The sequence below is a fragment of the Lentzea jiangxiensis genome (assembly GCF_900104175.1).
In the GTDB taxonomy this organism is placed as follows: Bacteria; Actinomycetota; Actinomycetes; order Mycobacteriales; family Pseudonocardiaceae; genus Lentzea; species Lentzea jiangxiensis.
In genome coordinates this window covers 113,745-127,328 of sequence record NZ_FNIX01000009.1, presented here as the reverse complement: position 1 = coordinate 127,328, position 13,584 = coordinate 113,745, and the positions used below count along the sequence as shown (strand labels likewise).

Sequence of the window (13,584 nt, the reverse complement as noted above, 5' to 3'; positions counted from 1 at the left end):
GAACTGACGCGTGATCATCGCGAGCCCCCGTCCAGCGTGTCCACGGCGGACATCCCGCGCTCGGCCTCCTCGGCCTCGGTGAGCCGCGCGAACAGCTCCTCCAGGCCGGTCTTCCAGCGGGTGGCCTCGAAGACCCTGGCACCGCCCTGGACGAGCGTCTCGATCACCTGCGGCGCGCTCGTGCCGGCGAGCTCGACCCGCAGCCCGTCGCCCAGCGGCCGCGCGGAGATCTTGGCCTGGCGCAACGCGCTCAGCGCCTTCTCGACGTCCGGTGTGATCACCTGCAGGGCGGATCCCCCCGCCTGCAGCAGCTCGGTCAGCTCGCCCTGCGCCACCACGGTGCCGCGGTGCAGCACGGCGACGTGCGTGCAGGTGGCCTCGACCTCGCTCAGCAGGTGGCTGGAGACGAGGACGGTGCTGCCCGCCGCGTGGAGCTCCGCGATGATCTTGCGGATCTCCCGCGTGCCGGCCGGGTCGAGGCCGTTGGTCGGCTCGTCGAGCACGACGAGCTTGCGCGGCACGAGCAGCGCCCCGGCCAGGCCGAGACGCTGCTTCATGCCGAGCGAGTACCCCCGGTACCTGCGGTGGGCCGCCTGGGCGAGCCCGACGCGATCGAGGGCCTCCTCCACCGCCTGCTTGATCTGCTTCCGGGGCAGCAGCGGCTCGAACGCGGCACACCTGACGAGGTTCTCCCGCCCGCTGAGGAACGGGTGGAACCCCGGACCCTCGACCAGCGCGCCGACGTGCGGCAGCACCTGCTCGGCGCCGTCGGGAAGACGCCGGCCGAGCAGTTCGATCTCCCCCTCGGTGGGGCGGACCAACCCGAGCAGCATCCGGATCGTGGTCGTCTTGCCGGACCCGTTGGGCCCGAGCATGCCGAGCACGGCTCCCTGCGGCAGCTCGAGGTCGACGCGGTCCACGGCGACCGTGCTCCCGTACTCCTTGCGCAGACCCCTGGTCCGCGCGGCGACAGCGGTGGTGGACGGCGCTGTCACCGGCGCGCTGGTCGAGGTGGTCACTTCACCTGTCCGATCGTGTCGAACAGCACCTGCTCGGGAACGGCACCCGCGACAACGCGGCCGTCGTCCGCGATCAGGACCGTGGCGACCTTCGTGGTGAAGACCTTGCCGCTGCCCCAGGACCCGCTCACCTTCTTGGTGAACCGGTCGACGAGGCCCTGCGCCTCCGCCGGGACCTGCGACATGGCCTCGGCCGGGATCCTCGCCCCGACCACCGTGTCCCAGCCCGTGCCGAAGACCTGCGGGTTCTCACCCTGCAGCGCCTGCTCGAGGCCGAGCTCCGGCGAGCGGTCCCGGTCGCGCTCCTCCTTGGCCTCCGGCGTCGTGACCTTCGCCTGCGCCGGCGGCGTGAACTCGAAGAGCTTCGGGTCCTGCGGGCCGACGTTGATCTCGCTGAAGCCGACCATGCCCGCGGGCTCGCTCGTGCCGTTGGTCAGCACGGCGACGCGCAGCGGCATCTTGAGCTCGGAGTCGACGGCGATCCGCACCTCGCGGATCAGCGTCTTCTCGCTGGCCTTGGGGGTCAGCACGAGCTCGTAGGCGGCACGGTTCGCGACCCGCGCGGTGCCGTCGACGCTGATGTCGCTGAACTCCTTGGTCAGGCCGACGACCTGCTTGGCCGCCTCGGCCGGGTTGGCCGCCTCGGCCTTCGCGTCCGGCTTCCGCTCGTCCGGCTTGGACCCGTCCGGCTTGCGCTCGGCCTTCGTGACCTCGTTGTCGGCGGAGTTCCAAGACCAGGTGGTCTTGCCGTCGTGGACGACGGTCTGCTCGGACTGGCCGTTCGGCAGTGCGGCGCGGAACCTGCCGTTGCCGTCGGTCCAGATCCGCGCGCTGTGCTTGCCGTCGGCGAGCTGCGGGATCTCCGCGATCGACGGCAGGCCGAGCTTGTTGTCGACCTGCACGGTGCCGCCGAACGCGCCGGGCTCGCTCGTCAGCACCTGCTCGACGAGCGACTCCGCGGACACGTCCGGGAGCGTGGGTGGCTGGCCTGCGCCTGCTGGCATGGCGAGCAGGCCTAGGCCTGCCGCACCGGCGACCACTCCGGCCGCTGCCGCGGCCAGGGTCACCTTTCGGTTGTTCATCTGGTCCCCTCCTCCAAGGGCTTGTGACCACAGCTTGGCGGTGGGTTGCTGAGATGGTGCTGAGATCCGTTCTACCTGGTCTTTTGGGTGATCGCAGCACGGCTTTCTGAGAGTCGGCTGAGATCTTGCGGGCGGGTGGGGGCAGCGGGCGGCATGCTGTGCGGTGTGAAGCCTCGAGTGCTGGTCGTGGACGACGAAGTCGGCGTGCGCCGGGCGTTGGAACGGGGTCTGTCGGCGGAGGGCATGGAGGTCGTCACCGCGTCCGACGGGCCCACCGCGCTGCGGGTGGCGCTCACGGGGGCGTTCGACGTCGTCCTGCTCGACATCATGCTGCCGGGGCTGTCCGGGTACCGGGTGCTGCAGCGCATGCGGGCCGACGGGGTGCGCACGCCCGTGCTGATGGTGTCGGCCAAGGACGGGGAGGTCGACCAGGCCGACGGGCTGGACCTCGGCGCCGACGGGTACCTCGTCAAGCCGTTCAGCTTCGTGGTGCTGGTCGCGCAGGTCCGCGCCCTGCTGCGCCGCGGAGGGGGCGCGCGGCGCAAGCTCACGCTGGGCAACCTCGTGATCGACCGGGGGCTGCGCGAGGTCAGCTGGGCCGGGCAGGACGTCTCGCTGTCGCCGCGGGAGTACGCGGTGCTCGACGTGCTGGCGTCCAGGGCGGGGTCCGTGGTGACCAAGGACGAGCTGCTGCGGACCGTCTGGGGCGACGAGCAGGCCGCGACCCGCAACGCCGTCGAGGTCTACGTCGGCTACCTGCGGCGGAAGCTGGAGGCCGTGGGGGCGGGGGAGGTCGTGCGGACCATCCGGGGGCACGGGTACATCGCGTCCACCCCGGATCTGGACAACGCCCTGGGGAACAGGTGATCCCTCGCCGCTGGTGGTTGCGGCGCACGCTGCGCTTCCGCATCACCGTGGTGGCGACCGGGATGGCGCTGCTGTGCCTGCTGGCGTTCACCGGGTTCGCGCCCGCGTTGATCGGCCTGATCCAGATCACCGCGGTGGACCAGGAGCTGGCGAAGTCGCCGCCCCGCGTGCTGGACGTGGCCGGGGTGCCCGTGGACGGCGGGCCACCGCTCCCGCTGACGGCGCAGGACATCCGGGAGCTCAAGTCCGGGGAACCGGTGCTGCGGCTGGAGGGCGAGACCGCGCTGCGGTTCCGCGGGCAGGTCGTGTTCGCCGGGGACGGGACGCCCAGGCTGGAGGTCTACGCGAGCACGTTGCTCGGGTACGGCAAGGCGAACACGCTCGGCACGCGCTGGCTGGCCGTCGCGGCGGTGCTCGTGGCCGTGCTCGTGGGCATCGCGACCTGGCTGGCGGTGCGGTCGTCGCTGCGGCCGGTGGAACGGATGCGCGTCGCGGCGGGGGAGCTGCCGCACGGCGAACGGTTGCCGGTGCCGCCGTCGCGGGACGAGCTGCAGGCGTTGGCCGAGGCCCTGAACGCGTTGCTGACCCGGCGTGACGAGGCCTCCGACCGGTTGCGGCGCTTCACCGGGGACGCGGCGCACGAGCTCCGTTCGCCGGTGGCGTCCGTGCGCGCCCAGGCGGAGGTCGCGGTGGCGCACCCCGACCCGGACTTCTCGCTGGAGGTCCTGGAGTCGGTGGTCGAGGAGTCGATCCGGCTGAGCGCGCTGGTCGACTCGTTGCTGATCCTCGCCCGCGCCGACACGGGGGCGCCGCCGCGCGCCGAGGCCGTGGACCTGGTGCTGGAGGCCGAGGCGGCGATCTCCCGGCTGGACACCGAGCTGCTGGTGCGGCTGACCGCGCCGCCGTCGGCGTGCCTGGTGTCGGCCACGCGGTCCGAGGTCGAGCTGGTGCTGGACAACCTGCTGCGCAACGCCGCCCGGTACGCGTACTCGACGATCACGCTGACGCTGGTGCCGGTGGGGCGGGACGTGCGCCTGCTCGTGGACGACGACGGGCACGGCATTCCCGCCGAGCACCGGACGAAGGTGTTCGACCGGTTCTACCGCGTGGAGGAGGACCGCGGGCGCGGCTCCGGCGGCTTCGGCCTCGGGCTCGCGCTGGTGGCGCACCTCGTGCAGCGCCGCGGTGGCTCGGTGCGCGCCGCCGAGTCGCCCGCCGGCGGTGCGCGTTTGGAGATCCGCTGGCCGTCCTGGTAGCAAGCTCGGGTGCCAGAGTTGCGAGCGTCGGCACTGGTCGACGCGCCTGTTTCGGTCGTCGCGGGTGCCCTGCTGGACACCTCGCTGATCACCGGGTTCGGTGTCCGGGTCCCGGGACCCCTGCTGTGCGTGGGCGACGAGCTCGCCGGGCCGTTCGGGGTCCGGCTGGCGGTGACGCGCGCCGACCTGTCCGGGGTGTCGGCCGCGGGTGACTTCCTGGAGCTGCACACGGATCTCGTGGTCACCGGCGCGGGGACGATGGTGGTCGACCGGGTCGGGTGGACCTCCGTGCGCGGTGTCGTCGGGCGGTTCGCGGACATGACGGTCGGGCGCGGGACGGCCTTGCGGGTGCTGGAGAAGCGTTCGGCGTTGCTGGCGCGGCGGTGCTCGGAGCTGCGTTCCGCCCGTGTCGTCGTCGGTGCCGCGATCGTCCGAGGTGGACGGTTGCTGGCGCAGCAGCGGTCGTTCCCGGAAAGCCATGCGGGGCAGTGGGAACTGCCCGGCGGCCGGGTCGAGCCCGGCGAGAAGCCCGTCGACGCGCTGGTGCGGGAGTGCGTGGAGGAGCTGGGGGTCCCGGTCGTCGTGGGCGACCAGGTCGGGCCGGACGTGCCGCTGAAGCGCGATCTGGTGCTGCGGATCTTCTCGGCCGAGCTCGCCGGCGGTGAGCCGGAAGCGTTGGAGCACAACGCCGTCCGGTGGGTCACCGCCGGCGAGCTGCCCGGTCTTCCCTGGCTGCCCGCCGACAGGGTGCTGGTGCCGGCCCTTCAGCGGCTCCTCAACTGAGCCCGGACAGGCGCAGGGCCGCGTTCAGCCGGTGCTGGGCGCGCTCCCGCGCCCGGTCGGCGCCCGCCGCCCGGATCCGGTCCAGCTCGGCGGGGTCGGCGAGGAGCTCGAGGGTGCGGTCGCGCACGGGCCGCAGTTCCTCGATCACCGCCTCCGCCACCACGTCCTTGAGCTCGGAGAACCTGCTCGTGTAGTCCTCGGGCTCCTTGCCGGTGCAGGAGGCGAGGACCTCGACGAGGTTCGCGATGCCGTCGGTCGACGAGACGGCCCTGCGGACCTTGCGCCGCACCAGGTCCGGCTCGTCGAGCACGAAGACGACCCCCGTGGAGCTCTGGGCCGACTTGTCCATCTTGCGCGCCGGGTCCGAGAGGTCCTTGACGCGCGCCCCGACCTTCGGCACCACCGCCGTCGGCACGATGAACGCGTCGCCGTAGGCGTGGTTGAACCGCCGGGCGAGCGCGCGGGCCAGTTCGACGTGCTGGAGCTGGTCCTCGCCGACCGGCACCTCCGCGGTGCCCTGCAACAGGATGTCCGCCGCCATCAGCACCGGGTAGGTGAGCAGGCTCAGCCGCACCGACTCGCGGCCGAGCGACTTCTCCTTGAACTGGATCATCCGCGCGGCCTCGCCGTAGGTGCAGGTGCACTCCAGGACCCAGTTGAGCGCCCCCAGCTCGCGGATGAGGTCGCTCTGCACGCACACGCTGGCCGGGTCGATGCCGGACGCGACGAGCACCGCGAGCTGCTCGCGCGTCATGGATCGCAGGCGTTGCGGGTTGTGCGACGACGTCATCGCGTGCAGGTCGCTGATGAAGTACACGTCCTCCTCGGTGCCCTCCCGCGCCCACGTCCGCAGCGCGCCGAGGTAGTTGCCCAGGTGGACCTGGCCGGAGGGGGTGATGGCCGAGAGCCGGATCATGATCGGTCCTTCCGTCGAAAGGACCGCCCGTCGGGAACGCACCAAAAAAGCCGCCCCTCGGGGCGGCCCGTGTGTCGCGTCAGTGGTGTCTGCGCGCTGCTACTCCGGCCGCCTGGAAGCGGCCCGCCAGAAGGCGTTGAGGATGCGCACGATCCCGAGTATAGGTCTACCGTCAACGCATGTTCATCGTGCTGCTGAAGTACGTCGCGCCACTGGAACAGATCGACTACGCCCTTCCCGACCACCGCGAGTGGGTCGAGAAGCAGTACGAGCGGGGCCTCTTCCTCGCTTCGGGGCGTCAGGTGCCGAGGACGGGCGGCGTGATCATCACGCGCCCCATGCCCCGGGGCAAGCTCGAGGCCCTGCTCGCCACGGACCCGTGGGCCGAGCAGAACCTCGTGAAGTACGAGATCTGCGAGTTCGAGGCGACCAGGACGGCGCCCGAGCTCTCGAAGCTGAACGAAGCCGTGCTGCAGGGTTAGCGCTGCTTCGGGGAAAGCCACTCGATCGCCGCCGCGAGCGCGTCCTCGACGACCACGTGCGGGGTGATCGGGTTGTTGCCGTACGTCCGGCCCGTGCGGTCGGCCATCAGCGCGGTGGTGATGGCGAGCTGCGCGCCGCCGGGCAGCGGGAACGTCTGGTTCGCCGTCGCGTACCCGGCCGTGGGCTCGCCGAAGGTGCGGACGTCCGGCGCGCCCAGGAACGAGATGAGCACCGCCTCGCCCGAGCTCGCGGTGCGGCGGTCGACGAGCACGGCCACCGGTTCGGACCGCGCGGCCGGGACGCGCCGCAGGCGGAACGCGGTCTTCGTGCCGTTGCGGACGTGGCCGCGCCTGATGCCCCAGCTCGTCCCACCGTGCGGCCCGACGAACCTGCCCAGCTCGCCGTCGCCGAGCAGCGGTGCGACCACCGCGAGCATCGGGTGCATCGCGCCGCCGCCGTTGCCGCGCAGGTCGACCACCCAGCCCGTGGGCCTCGCCGCGATGAGCTCCCGCAGCGCTTTCAGCCCCGCGGTGACGTACCCGCGGCCGTACCGCGCGTGGGTGCCGGGCAGGACGAGCCATCCGGTCGAGCCGGTCAGGCGGCCGGTCGGGACGCCGGTGCGCCGCGGGGAGGACGCGCGCTCGGCCGTGACCAGGTGGGTGTGCGGGTTGCCGAGCGCGGCGATGACGCCCCGGATCGCCTCGTCGGGGTCGTCGGTGGCGTGAGCTTGAGCACGTAGTGCGGGCCAGTCGGCCTTCTTGCTGTCGATCGAGTGGCGCTGGAGGAGGTCGAGCGCCCTGTCGACGCAGGCGCGCGCCTCGGGTCTCAAGCGGCCTTCTTCAGTGCCTTCTTGGCGGCCTTCTCGGCCTTCTTCGCCGCCTTCTTCCTGGCCTTGTCGCGCTCCTCGAGCAGGAACGGAACCGGGCAGCGCTTGCACCGGGGCTTCGACCGGCAGCACTTCTTCTTGAGCTTTTTACCCACTGGTTGAACTCCACTCCGCCGCGTATCGCTAGAGTAGGTGAGGCTCACTTCACTGGCACTCTTGTGTGGTAATGGCGACGCAGCCGGTAGTATCAAAAGCGGCCCTGCGCATCGAAGTGTCCGGCGCGAGCCCCTCCAACGCCTTCGAAGCTCTAGGAGTTCTGCGTGCCCACGGCCACCGCGTCTGCCCTTCAGACGCGAACTGACCTGCGAAATGTCGCGATCGTCGCGCACGTCGACCACGGCAAGACCACCCTGGTCGACGCCATGCTGCGCCAGTCCGGCGCCTTCTCCGCGCGTGCCGAGCTCGTCGACCGGGTCATGGACTCGGGCGAGCTCGAGCGTGAGAAGGGCATCACGATCCTCGCCAAGAACACGGCTGTGCGCAGGCACACGCCGGACGGCGACGTGATCATCAACGTCGTCGACACCCCCGGCCACGCCGACTTCGGCGGCGAGGTCGAGCGCGCGCTGGCCATGGTCGACGGCGTCGTCCTGCTCGTCGACGCGTCCGAGGGCCCGCTGCCCCAGACGCGCTTCGTGCTCCGCAAGACCCTGGCCGCCGGCCTGCCGGTGATCCTGCTGGTCAACAAGGTCGACCGCCCCGACGCCCGGATCTCCGAGGTCGTCGAGGAGGCCCACGACCTGCTGCTCGACCTCGCGACCGAGGTCGGCGCCGACGAGTCCGTGCTGGACCTGCCGGTCGTCTACGCCTCCGCGCGCGCCGGTCGCGCGTCGCTCACCCAGCCCGAGGACGGCGGCCTGCCGGACGAGGAGAACCTCGACACCCTGTTCCAGGTGCTGCTCGAGCACATCCCCGCCCCCCACGTCGACATCGACGGCCCGCTCCAGGCGCTGGTCACGAACCTCGACGCCTCGACGTTCCTCGGCCGCATCGCGCTGTGCCGCATCCACCGGGGCACGCTGCGCAAGGGCGAGACCGTGGCGTGGTGCCGCGAGGACGGCGAGCCCGTCAAGGTCCGCATCACCGAGCTGCTGATCACCGAGGCGCTCGACCGCCAGCCCGCCGAGGTCGCCCGCGCCGGTGACCTGGTCGCCATCGCCGGCATCCCGGACATCACGATCGGCGACACGCTGGCCGACGCCGAGGCCCCGGTCGCGCTGCCGCGCATCACGGTCGACGAGCCCGCGATCTCGATGACCGTCGGTGTGAACACCTCGCCGCTGGCCGGCCGCAACGGCGGCACCAAGCTCACCGCCCGCATGCTCAAGGCGCGCCTCGACTCGGAGCTCATCGGCAACGTGTCCGTGCGCGTCCTCCCGACCGAGCGCCCGGACACCTGGGAGGTGCAGGGCCGCGGTGAGCTGGCGCTGGCCATCCTGGTCGAGCAGATGCGCCGCGAGGGCTTCGAGCTGACCGTCGGCAAGCCCCAGGTCGTCACCCGCACCGTCGACGGCAAGATCCACGAGCCGTTCGAGCGCCTGTCCGTCGACTGCCCCGAGGAGCACCTCGGCGCCGTCACGCAGCTCCTCGCGAACCGCAAGGGCCGCATGGAGAACATGTCGGGCCACGGCACCGGCCGCATCAAGCTCGACTACGTGGTCCCGTCGCGTGGCCTCATCGGCTTCCGCACGGAGTTCCTCACCGAAACCCGCGGCACCGGCATCGCGAACGCCGTCTCCGAGGGCTACGGCCCGTGGGCGGGCGAAATCCGCACCCGCCACAACGGCTCCCTGGTCGCCGACCGCGCCGGCTCCATCACCGCCTACGCGATGATCCAGCTGGCCGACCGCGGCACCTTCTTCGTCGAGCCGGGCGCCGACGCCTACGAGGGCATGGTCGTGGGCGAGAACCCGCGCGCCGAAGACCTCGACGTCAACGTCTGCCGCGAGAAGAAGCTCACGAACATGCGCTCCTCCACCGCGGACGTGATGGAGACCCTGGCCCGCCCCCGCAAGCTCTCGCTGGAGGAGGCGCTGGAGTTCTGCGCCTCCGACGAGTGCGTGGAGGTGGCCCCGGAGGTCGTCCGCGTCCGCAAGGTCACCCTGGACGCGAACCTGCGAGGCCGGGAGCGCTCGCGCCTGAAGCAGCGCGGCTGACCGCCTGCGGTCGAACTGGCGCAACGCCGCGAAGGGCGGCCGGGCTCGTGGCCCGGCCGCCCTTCGCCGTGTCCGGGGTCGAGTGGTGAGCCGGTTCGGAAGGGGGCGAGGTCGCCGTGTCGGGGGCTGGCTGACCATTCCGGCGCGACACCAACCGGAGTCCAAAACCCCGAACCACCCACCGGGGTGAGCCGTACTGCTCACCGTGCGAGCAACCCCCCGACCACCCCCCACGTCCCACCAAGTGGCGCGGGTGACAAAAGCCGGGTTGCCCGAACGCCACCACCATCCTTCTGGCAGTGTGAGGACCATGAGGCGTCTCGGGGGAGTGCTGGTCGCGGCCGTCCTGTGCGGCACCGCGGCGGCGTGCACGAACGCGCCGCCTCCGCCCCTGGTGCCGAAGACCGAGGCGCCCGTGATCACCACGACGGGGCCGAAGGTCACGGAGATCGTGGTCGGCGTGGACGACGTGGCGGGCGGTTACAACCCGCACTCGCTGGCCGCGCAGAGCCCCATCACCACGGCGCTCAGCTCCCTGCTGCTCCCGAGCCCCTTCCGGCCGGGCAACGACGGTGCGCCGCAGCTCGACCGGAACCTCATGGTCAGCGCGAAGGTCACCAAGGCCGAGCCGTTCACCGTCACCTACACGATCCGCAAGGACGCCAGCTGGTCCGACAGCGCGCCCATCGCCGCCGAGGACTTCTACTACCTGTGGCAGCGTATGCGCGCCGAGCCCGGAGTCGTGGATCCGGCGGGTTACCGGCTCATCAACAACATCAGCGCGCGTGAGGGCGGCAAGGTCGTCGAGGTCGCCTTCGGCAAGCCGTTCCCGGGGTGGCGGAGCCTGTTCTCGAACCTGTTGCCGGCGCACCTGCTCAAGGACGCGCCCGGCACGTGGTCGAACGTGCTCGCGACCGGGTTCCCCGCCACGGCGGGGCCGTTCCAGGTGCGCAGCCTCGACGAGCCGCGCGGGGAGGTCGTGCTCGAGCGCAGCGACCGGTACTGGGAGGTGCCGACGACGCTCGACCGGGTCGTGATCCGCCGGGCCACGCACAGCGCGATGGCCGAGTCGCTGTCCAAAGGCGACAACCAGGCCGTGTTGCTGCGGGCCGACGCGGCGGACGTGAACCTGCTGCGGGGGATCAAGGACCTCACGACGAAACCGGTGCCGCGCAACGAGGTCGTGCAGGTGTTGCTGCGGCCCGTGAGCGAGCAGCTCGGAGACGTGAACGTGCGCAAGGCGGTCGTGGCGGCGCTCGACCGGGAGGCGCTCATCTCCTTCGGGACGCAGAGCGGGCCCAGCGCCCAGTTCCGGGCCGACTCCTACGTGGTGCCGCCGAGCCGCACCGGGTACCGGAAGACCATCACCGCCAACACCCTCGACGCCGCGGCGAGCGAGCAGCTGCTGACCGGGGCCGGGTACTCGAAGACCGGTGGTGGGTGGCAGAAGGCGGGCAAGGCGCTCAAGCTCCGGATCGTCGCGCCGGACAAGGCAGAGCCGTACGTCTCCATCGCGAACCGGATCAAGGCGCAGCTGCAGGAGCGCGGGATCGACTCCGAGGTCCTCACGCCGACCGCGGAGGACCTCCACAGCAAGCAGCTGGTCGAGTCGAACGTTGACATCGCTGTCGTGCCGAGGGTCGACGCCGGCGACTCGGCGGCGGCGCTCGCGAGCTCGTACGGGTGCGCCGGTGACGCTCCGGACGGGGCGACGCCGAACCCGCGCAACCCCGCGGGCTTCTGCGACCCGGCGGTCCAGGCCGACCTCGAGGCCGCTCTCAACGGCAAGGTGCTGCTGTCGGACGTGCTCGCGAGGGTCGAGCCGTTGATCGCCGCCCAGGCCGTGTCGGTGCCCCTTTTCCAGGTCGTCGATCTGCTCGGTGTGCTTCCCACGGTTTCAGGGGTCGACGCCGGGGCACCCTTGGCGGGCGTGCTCAGCGGTGCACCCGAATGGCGGCGTCTGGACAGGTAGCGGACGCCCCGGAATCCGTTGCGCAAGCCCTTTTCGCGTTGATACGTTCGGGCGCCTTCGTTGACAGAATTTCACGTGCCCGGTCAACGAACGCTGTCGCCCGGTAATCGGGCCATCGCGGCCTGCTACAACCTGTTTCCATTGGGTCACGATCACCCTCCCAGGTAGTGACCGCCGCCTCAACGGGTTTCTACCGTGCTGCCCACGATGTGCCGGTTCGGGGCGCGTATGGCACATCTCGGTTATGGGCGTGCAGGCCGACCAGGCCGCAGCCGCCCAGTGCTAGGAGGGCACGTGTCGATGAGGAGAACCAAAGCACTGCCGGCGATCGCGCTGGTGGCCAGCGCGTCTCTCGTGCTGAGTGCCTGTGGCGGCGGTGGAGGGACCAACGACGCAGATGGTGGAGACGCCACCATCGCGGAGATGGCGACCGCACGCGGCGAGTCCGCTGACGGCTACACCGCGCCGGAGACGAAGCAGAGCGGTCAGGTCGTCGTCACGACCGACAAGCCGTTCACCTCGTACAACAACGCGACGGAGGACGCCAACCAGTCCTACAACACGTTCGCGCTGACGCTCGTGCAGCCTGGTGCGCACCTGCTGAACGGCAACAACAAGGTCGTCCTGAACAAGGACGTCATGGAGTCCGTCGAGGTCACCTCGAAGTCTCCGCAGGTCGTGACCTGGAAGCTGAAGAAGGGCGTCACCTGGTCCGACGGCGAGGCGTGGGACTGCGACGACTTCTACATGGCGTGGTTCACGCAGAGCAACTCGGCGAAGAAGGCCGACGGCGGCAAGTACTTCAAGCCCGCCGGCACGACGGGGTACGACCTGTCGACCGGTGAGTGCAAGGACGACCAGACGTTCGTCGGCACGTTCTCGTCTCCGTACCCGGACTACGAGGACATGTTCAACAACGACATCCTCCCGGCGCACATCCTCGAGAAGAACGCCGGCATCGCCGACATCACGAAGCTCAACAAGGACAGCGCCGCCGCCGAGATCCAGAAGGCCGCTGACTTCTGGAACGAGAAGTGGAACGGCTTCACCAAGGAGCTCATGCCCGGCGCGGGTTCCTACGTGCTGACCGGCTTCGAGCCCAACCAGTCGGTGACGCTCGAGCGCAACCCCAAGTGGGTCGGCAAGCCCGGTGGTCCCGAGAAGATCGTGCTGAAGGCCATCTCGGACCCGGTCGCGCAGGCGCAGGCGCTGGAGAACGGTGAGGTCGCCGTCAACTCCTTCGCGCAGCCGGACGCGAACGCGGCCACCAAGCTCAAGAGCCTGAACGCCCAGGGCGTCACGTTCGGCGCGGGCCCCGGCCTGTCGTTCGAGCACCTGGACATCCAGATGAAGCACCCGGTGCTGTCGAAGGAAGAGGTCCGCAAGGCCTTCTTCATGTGCGTCAAGCGCCAGGACATCATCGACAAGCTCATCAGCGAGGTCCAGACCGACGCCAAGCCGCTCGGCAGCCTGATCTTCTTCCCGAAGGACGAGGGCTACAAGGACAACTACGCCGACAAGTCCAAGGGTGACGCGGCCGAGTCCAAGAAGATCATGACCGGCGCGGGCTGGACGCAGGGTGCCGACGGCGTGTTCGCGAAGGACGGCGTGCGTGCCTCCTTCCGGATCAGCCACACCGACATCCCGCGCCGCAAGCAGACCGTCGAGCTCATCCAGGGCCAGTGCAAGGAAGCCGGCATCGAGGTCAAGGACGACACCGACCCGAACTTCCTCGACGAGCGCGTCTCCGCGGGTGACTACGACGTCGCGCTGTTCGCCTGGTCCGGCAGCCCCTTCAAGGGCAGCAAGAAGTCGATCTACGAGACCGGTGGCGGCCAGAACTGGCAGAACCTGAGCGTGCCGAAGGCCGACGAGGCCATGAAGCAGGCGGTCTCGCAGACCTCGATCTCCGACTCGCTGAAGTTCTTCGCCGAGGCGGACGCGGAGCTGGCCAACGCCTACGGCTCGCTGCCGCTGTTCCAGATGCCGAACATGTGGGCCTTCAAGGGGCTCGACCGCGTGTACTTCCAGAGCTACTACGGCGCGCTGTGGAACGCCAACGAGTGGCAGACCAAGTAATCGCCATAGCTGAAGTGCGCAACGCCTGATCGGGCGGGGCCGGACCACGAGTCCGGCCCCGCCCGAGCCGGGTTGCCCCCTAGGA

Annotated in this window: 12 protein-coding genes; 7 read left to right on the top strand and 5 right to left on the bottom strand. The window is 70.5% G+C overall.

All coding sequences use genetic code 11. From position 1 onward, the window contains the following. Positions 1 to 14 precede the first annotated feature (14 nt). Positions 15 to 1,019: an ABC transporter ATP-binding protein gene (locus BLQ91_RS23385; RefSeq protein WP_090099792.1), complete on the bottom strand. Its 1,005-nt coding sequence runs from the start codon at positions 1,017 to 1,019 to the stop codon at positions 15 to 17. Continuing rightward, positions 1,016 to 2,101 (bottom strand): LolA family protein, encoded by a 1,086-nt coding sequence (locus tag BLQ91_RS23380; protein ID WP_090099789.1) that lies wholly within the window; start codon positions 2,099 to 2,101, stop codon positions 1,016 to 1,018. Before BLQ91_RS23380 ends, BLQ91_RS23385 begins: the two co-directional genes overlap by 4 nt. 153 nt (positions 2,102 to 2,254) lie before the next feature. Between BLQ91_RS23380 and BLQ91_RS23375 the strand changes: the two genes are divergently transcribed. Genes BLQ91_RS23375 through BLQ91_RS42845 form a run of 3 tightly spaced genes read left to right on the top strand, consistent with a single transcriptional unit; the run spans position 2,255 to position 5,007 of the window. Then, complete coding sequence (locus BLQ91_RS23375) at positions 2,255 to 2,968, top strand: response regulator transcription factor (RefSeq protein WP_176959927.1); 714 nt, start codon at positions 2,255 to 2,257, stop codon at positions 2,966 to 2,968. Further along, positions 2,965 to 4,224, top strand: a complete 1,260-nt coding sequence (locus BLQ91_RS23370; protein ID WP_245733763.1) for a sensor histidine kinase — start codon at positions 2,965 to 2,967, stop codon at positions 4,222 to 4,224. Before BLQ91_RS23375 ends, BLQ91_RS23370 begins: the two co-directional genes overlap by 4 nt. A gap of 9 nt (positions 4,225 to 4,233) precedes the next feature. Beyond that, a complete protein-coding gene (locus BLQ91_RS42845; RefSeq protein WP_245733762.1) occupies positions 4,234 to 5,007 on the top strand; it encodes a (deoxy)nucleoside triphosphate pyrophosphohydrolase in 774 nt (257 codons plus the stop codon). Here BLQ91_RS42845 and trpS read toward each other — a convergent pair. Further along, complete coding sequence (gene trpS, locus BLQ91_RS23360; protein WP_090099785.1) at positions 5,000 to 5,923, bottom strand: tryptophan--tRNA ligase; 924 nt, start codon at positions 5,921 to 5,923, stop codon at positions 5,000 to 5,002. The two genes, BLQ91_RS42845 and trpS, sit on opposite strands and share 8 nt — an antisense overlap. Before the next feature lie 179 nt (positions 5,924 to 6,102). Here trpS and BLQ91_RS23355 point away from each other — a divergent pair, with 179 nt between their 5' ends. Beyond that, positions 6,103 to 6,405 carry a YciI family protein gene (locus BLQ91_RS23355; protein WP_090099783.1) on the top strand — a complete coding sequence of 101 codons (303 nt, stop codon included), beginning with the start codon at positions 6,103 to 6,105 and terminating at the stop codon, positions 6,403 to 6,405. On the opposite strand, the gene BLQ91_RS23350 is transcribed toward BLQ91_RS23355, so the two are convergent. After that, positions 6,402 to 7,235 carry a S41 family peptidase gene (locus BLQ91_RS23350; RefSeq protein ID WP_176959915.1) on the bottom strand — a complete coding sequence of 278 codons (834 nt, stop codon included), beginning with the start codon at positions 7,233 to 7,235 and terminating at the stop codon, positions 6,402 to 6,404. The two genes, BLQ91_RS23355 and BLQ91_RS23350, sit on opposite strands and share 4 nt — an antisense overlap. Beyond that, entirely contained in the window at positions 7,232 to 7,387 is a 156-nt protein-coding gene (locus tag BLQ91_RS41570; RefSeq protein ID WP_176959914.1) for a hypothetical protein, read from the bottom strand. The genes BLQ91_RS23350 and BLQ91_RS41570 overlap by 4 nt, the downstream gene beginning before the upstream one ends. 165 nt (positions 7,388 to 7,552) lie before the next feature. On the opposite strand from BLQ91_RS41570, the gene typA reads away from it, so the two are divergent. From typA to BLQ91_RS23335, 3 genes are all read left to right on the top strand, one after another. Beyond that, entirely contained in the window at positions 7,553 to 9,448 is a 1,896-nt protein-coding gene (typA, locus tag BLQ91_RS23345; protein ID WP_090099778.1) for a translational GTPase TypA, read from the top strand. 310 nt (positions 9,449 to 9,758) lie between these two features. Then, on the top strand, positions 9,759 to 11,420 hold the full coding sequence (locus BLQ91_RS23340; RefSeq protein ID WP_090099776.1) for an ABC transporter family substrate-binding protein: 1,662 nt from the start codon (positions 9,759 to 9,761) through the stop codon (positions 11,418 to 11,420). Between the two features lie 423 nt (positions 11,421 to 11,843). Then, positions 11,844 to 13,499, top strand: coding sequence for an ABC transporter family substrate-binding protein (locus BLQ91_RS23335; RefSeq protein WP_342670664.1), 1,656 nt, complete (start codon positions 11,844 to 11,846; stop codon positions 13,497 to 13,499). The last annotated feature ends 85 nt before the right edge of the window (positions 13,500 to 13,584 follow it).

What these genes read in the sequence shown, in the direction of transcription:
- BLQ91_RS23380 (WP_090099789.1), bottom strand. Translation starts at nt 2,101, where the DNA reads ATGAACAACCGAAAGGTGACCCTGGCCGCGGCAGCGGCCGGAGTGGTC.
- BLQ91_RS23375 (WP_176959927.1), top strand. Translation starts at nt 2,255, where the DNA reads ATGCTGTGCGGTGTGAAGCCTCGAGTGCTGGTCGTGGACGACGAAGTC.
- trpS (WP_090099785.1), bottom strand. Translation starts at nt 5,923, where the DNA reads ATGATCCGGCTCTCGGCCATCACCCCCTCCGGCCAGGTCCACCTGGGC.
- BLQ91_RS23355 (WP_090099783.1), top strand. Translation starts at nt 6,103, where the DNA reads ATGTTCATCGTGCTGCTGAAGTACGTCGCGCCACTGGAACAGATCGAC.
- BLQ91_RS23340 (WP_090099776.1), top strand. Translation starts at nt 9,759, where the DNA reads ATGAGGCGTCTCGGGGGAGTGCTGGTCGCGGCCGTCCTGTGCGGCACC.
- BLQ91_RS23335 (WP_342670664.1), top strand. Translation starts at nt 11,844, where the DNA reads ATGGCGACCGCACGCGGCGAGTCCGCTGACGGCTACACCGCGCCGGAG.